The sequence below is a fragment of the Proteus vulgaris genome (assembly GCF_016239305.1).
In the GTDB taxonomy this organism is placed as follows: Bacteria; Pseudomonadota; Gammaproteobacteria; order Enterobacterales; family Enterobacteriaceae; genus Proteus; species Proteus vulgaris_C.
Map to the genome: position 1 here is coordinate 1 of NZ_JAEHOQ010000048.1, position 5,338 is coordinate 5,338.

Annotated in this window: 4 protein-coding genes; all 4 read right to left on the minus strand. The window is 37.1% G+C overall.

From position 1 onward, the window contains the following. Positions 1-341: 341 nt before the first annotated feature. Positions 342-1,046: a LutC/YkgG family protein gene (locus JEP40_RS18800; RefSeq protein ID WP_198624788.1), complete on the minus strand. Its 705-nt coding sequence runs from the start codon at positions 1,044-1,046 to the stop codon at positions 342-344. Between the two features lies 1 nt (position 1,047). Beyond that, complete coding sequence (locus JEP40_RS18805; protein WP_075670932.1) at positions 1,048-2,469, minus strand: LutB/LldF family L-lactate oxidation iron-sulfur protein; 1,422 nt, start codon at positions 2,467-2,469, stop codon at positions 1,048-1,050. Between the two features lie 11 nt (positions 2,470-2,480). Further along, complete coding sequence (locus tag JEP40_RS18810) at positions 2,481-3,200, minus strand: (Fe-S)-binding protein (RefSeq protein ID WP_198624789.1); 720 nt, start codon at positions 3,198-3,200, stop codon at positions 2,481-2,483. A 120-nt stretch (positions 3,201-3,320) separates the two neighbouring features. Continuing rightward, positions 3,321-4,847 (minus strand): L-lactate permease, encoded by a 1,527-nt coding sequence (locus tag JEP40_RS18815; RefSeq protein ID WP_198624790.1) that lies wholly within the window; start codon positions 4,845-4,847, stop codon positions 3,321-3,323. Positions 4,848-5,338: the final 491 nt, after the last annotated feature.

Genomic DNA, 5,338 nt, shown 5'->3' on the forward strand with positions numbered 1-5,338 from the left:
TGTTTTTATAGTATAAGTATTAAAATAATAATATTTTTTTGAAAGAATATTTAATCAGTGTTAAAAGTTAAATGTAAAAACTTGTATTAATATGATATTAATTCTTTTGTCAATAATACTGAGAAATTTTTTGAGAATTAAGTTATTGAAGGTTATGTATTGTTCTGAAAAAATTGAGAAAAGTTATTTGCATTGATTGTGTAAATCAAAGTTCCCATCTAAAAATGGGAACTTTATCAGTAAATTTAAGGTGTTATATAATCTTTTTATATTGGTCAATCCTTTGACCATGGCTTTAAGTTATTTAGTTATCGTACTTTTCATTGTTGATCTATACTGAATTAGCAATCTTCTATAATCAAATAAGCAGCATGAACAGGGCCATGAACCCCCCATACTTTAATCAATTCAATGTCTGCTGTAGAACTTGCACCACCAATTAAATTGATACAAGACGGCATTCTTACGCCTTCTTGCGCCATTTTATGTAAACGTTCAGCAATTTGAGCTACTCGAGGCAAAATATCGCTTTTACGTAGAATAACAATTGAAGTTTCAGGTAATAAACTAACAGCACGTCCTTTTTCTGGTGAAGAAAATAAAACAATCCCTCCAGATTCAGTTAATCCCGCTTCAGCAAATACAATTCCAATTTGAGAGCGTTCAGCATGAATAATATTTTCATGACCAAGTTCTGGGTTCCAAATATAGGTTTCGTATTTTTCACTGATGGCTTTTGTCACACCTAGTGCATCTAAGCGATCATCACCACTTATTACCACTGAGCCTTTACAATCATAGCTTTCACAGAGTTCAATTAAACTATTAATGAGCTCTTCTGGTTTACTAACAACACATTTCACCATCTGAGTTTGTGCAAAATCGGTAAATTCTTTGCACAATTCATCTTGAGTCAGATTAGCTAAACGCATTTTAGCTAAATTATTCACTGGAGCTGGCTGTGGTTGCGGTTTATGCGCAATAGGACGACCTAATTTTTCAGCAATAGTTTGCAGAAATTCATTACGGTTTTGTTCGTTTAACATATTATTTTTTTCCTTCTGCTTTATGGCGTTTAAACCAACTACGGAAGCTATAACCATCTGGTTTAGGGAGATCACGTGATTCCATCCAATCATTAAGAACACTGATTTTGATTGGTGTAGAACCATTTTTGATCATTAGTCCCGCCATTTTTGCACCAACATTCATTCCCACTTTCCAAAGTGCAGGGTGTGAATTGAGGTAGTTAAACATACCGGTGACTCGACGCTCTGCTTTCGGTGTTAAACCGGTTTCAGCCATCACTCGACGATGTTTTAAAATCAACTGAGCTAAAGGAATTTTGACTGGGCAAACCACATTACATGCATTACATAATGAACAAGCGTAAGGGAGATCATGGAAATCTTTATAGCCTCCTAATAGTGGTGAAATTACCGCACCAATTGGGCCTGGATAAATTGAACCATAAGCATGTCCACCAATATTACGGTAAGCAGGGCATGTATTAAGGCAAGCACCACAACGGATACAACGTAAAATATCTTTAAATTGTGAGCCTAAAATTTCAGAACGACCATTATCCACAATCACTAAATGGAACTCTTCTGGGCCATCGACATTGCCCGCTTCACGAGGACCCGTTACCCAAGTGTTATAACTGGTTAAACGAGAGCCAACCGCACTACGGCATAACATAGTGATTAAGGGATCAACTTCTTCAAATGTCGGTGCCACACGCTCCATACCCATGACTGCAATATGGGTTTTAGGTAATGTAGTGGTCATTCTGGCATTACCTTCATTGGTGACTAGACAGACGGTACCTGTTTCAGCTACTGCGAAGTTACAACCAGTAACGCCAATATCAGCAGACAGGAAATCTTGTCTTATACGTTGTCTAATGAAAAGTGTCATATCTTCCGGCGTTTCACTGCCTTCATAATTGAGTTTTTCATTTAAGACTTTACGAATTTGATAACGATCTTTGTGGATAGCGGGAACGACGATATGAGACGGTGGATCGTTATCTAATTGAAGAATATATTCGCCAAGGTCAGTTTCGATGATCTCAATACCTTCATTTTGTAAGGCTTTATTCATCCCAATTTCTTCGGTGACCATTGATTTAGATTTTACGATCTTCTTCGCGTTTTTCTTTTTGGCAACTTCACAAATATAACGAGAGGCATCTTCTGCTGTTTTAGCAAAATAAACATGACCTCCATTTTCTGTTACTTTTTCAGATAATTGATAGAGATAAGCATCTAAGTTTTCAAGAACATGGTTACGGATTTGTTCAGCGCGATCTCGCCATTCTTCCCAATTTCCCAGCTCTTTGACCATGATTTGACGGTTAGCTCCAATGCGTTCTTGTGCCATAACGACCGCATTACGCATAATAGTGTCTTTCATTTCATGTTCTAGGCGAGGTCTGAAATCGATATCACTGGTTTTGATAGACATAGCAGGCTCCCTTATTGGCTCATTAAAACTTGTGCAATATGCAACACTTTTACAGGGCGCTTTTCACGGCTCAAACGGCCTTGTATGTTAATTAAGCAACTTGTATCTGCACCAATGACATAATCAGGACTCACATCCATAATATGTTTTACTTTTTCGGTTACCATTTCGCCCGAAATTTCAGACATTTTCACGGAGAATGTTCCACCAAAACCGCAACAGGTTTCTGAGTTTGCAAAAGGTAGCATTTCAAGACCTTCGACGTGTTTTAATAGTGTTAAAGGCTCACTAACAACACCCAGTTTGCGGGTTAAACTGCATGATGGATGATAAACAGCTTTACCAGGAAGGCGGGCACCAACATCGACAACGCCCAAGGTATTAACAATAAAACTGGTTAAATCAATAAGGCGATCTGCAATACCTTGTGCACGCAATGCCCATTGTGGCTCATCGGCAAGATAAGTTGGGTAGCCTTTTATGGCATAAGTACAGGATCCTGCGGGTGAAATAATCGGGTAGTCATTGACTTCCAATGTTTCAATTAACGATTTCATGGCAGGTTTTGCGTTATTGACATAACCGCTATTAAGTGCGGGCTGACCACAGCAACCTTGGCGCTCTTGAAATAGTACTTCGCAACCTAATTTCTCAAGTAACAAGACGGTATCTCTGGCTGAGTCTGCTTTCAGCACATCACCAAGACAGGTTGCATAAAAATTAACTTTCATTAATCGAACTCCAAAACATCGCTCAGATGTTGTCATTTTTACTAAAGATAAAATTCTTTTATTGCTTCGTTATAAGAAGAGAAGGGAATGGGATGGATTCATTCCCTTTTCCTTATTAAATTAGTTCATTAGGTGATAAATAATGCCGATCTTTGCCCCAAGAATAACGATGTAGGCGATACAGTATTTTAAGGTTTCACGCATAATGGCGCTGCTTTGACCATCCATTTTTGTGGCTGAAACAGCAATGGCGATACTTTGAGGTGAGATCATCTTACCGCCGGTTGCACCAGAGGTATTAGCGGCAGCTAGAATGAAAGGATCGATATTAAGTTTAGCTGCAGCACTGGTTTGTAATTTACCAAACAGCACGTTAGAGTTGGTATCACTGCCCGTTACAAAGGTTCCTAATGCACCGATCACTGGGGCAATAAAGATAAATCCTGCACCTGTAAAATCGACTAAGGTTTCAGCAATGCTACCAATCATGCCACTGAAATCCATGACTGTTGCCATTGCCACAATTGCTGTGATGGCAATAATGGAATTTTTTAGTTGGATAGTGGTTTTAACAAGCACTGAGATAAGTGTTGAAACGCTTGCACCTTGAATAGTGCCACCCACAAAGCTCGCTAAAATAATCAATACACCCGGAGTACTTAACCAAGCAATGGTTTGATATTCCGTTTGTGTTTCACTTAATACAAATGGGATCTTTGTGGAAATAGCGCCTGCCATACTTTGTATCGCAGGGAATAAAGGTGAACACGCTAAAATAAAGATAAAGGTAAATAGATAAATAGAACTTGCTACTAGTAATTCTTTGCCTGTGTGTTTTTTAGCGATTTTTTTCTGATCTCTGTTATTTTTCATGCGCTTAGCAAGGAAAATAACGACAACCAAGCTGACTAAACTTCCCGCAAATGCAGGTAATTCAGCACCTAAATTAGCCGCAACAATGTATTGAGGGATAAGTGTACTGATACCACACATTAAAGTAATAAATCCGACACCTTTAATTGCTTTAATTCCCCCACCTGCAATGGCAACAATGACAAAAGGTAACAGGATGTTGAATAATCCCAACTGGATTATTATGGTTTTACTTAACACTAAGACGTCAAGCCCTGTATTTTGTGCCAAAATAGAGACTGGGATACCAACAGCACCAAAGGCGGTAGGAACAGTATTAGCAACTAAAGAAGCAACTGCGGCTTTAAAGGGATCAAATCCAAGTGCTATCAAAATACCGATAGGAATGGCAACAGCAGTACCATATCCCGCAACTGCTTCAAGAAATCCTCCAAAACACCATGAGATAAGCAAAACTTGCACGCGCTTATCATCACTTATTCCTGCAAGCACATCTTTAAGTACTTCCATTCCCCCTGTTTTTAACATCAGGTTATAACTATAAATAGCGGCTAGGATCACGATAATGATTGGCCACAATCCTTTTATTGCGCCATAAAGCACAGAAACAGAAGCAAATTGAATGGTGTTGTTCCAATGAAAAATAGCCAGTGCGACGGTTATCACTAAAGAAACCAGCACGGCATGGTGAACGGCTGATTTCATTTTTAAGATCATAAAAATCAAAACCGCTAAAGGTACTATGCCTAATAAGAATGAGAGATAGTCTGACATGATTATTTTTATCCTTAAGTTTGCAATTTTTATCGTTTATAACTGCGTTGGCAAACCTATAAGTTGGTCATTATATAATTGTGTAGGGTACTAGGTTTTATTAATGCTCTACTTTGCTGAAACGATAAATCATAAATAAAAAAAGATAGTTACTAACCTAAACAATGAAAAATATCATTACTTAGGAAATTGTCAGGTTAGATTAGTTGGCTATTGTAGGGAATAATTATTGAGATGTAATAGAATAAAATCAATTGTGTGACAAATATAAAAAAATTCCTTTTTTCTTATTATTTGCTTGTTAATTGTCGCATTTTTTGATGTTTATCAATGTAATTGATTTATTAATATTGTTGTTAAATTTTTTTTTGATGAAAAAAAGAACGATATTGATGGTTCTAGTCATGTAACAGAACAGTGAAAGTGGACTTAAAATGTCATTTTTTATGATATAAACAACTATAATAATCATTTTTAATATTAAGAAAAAT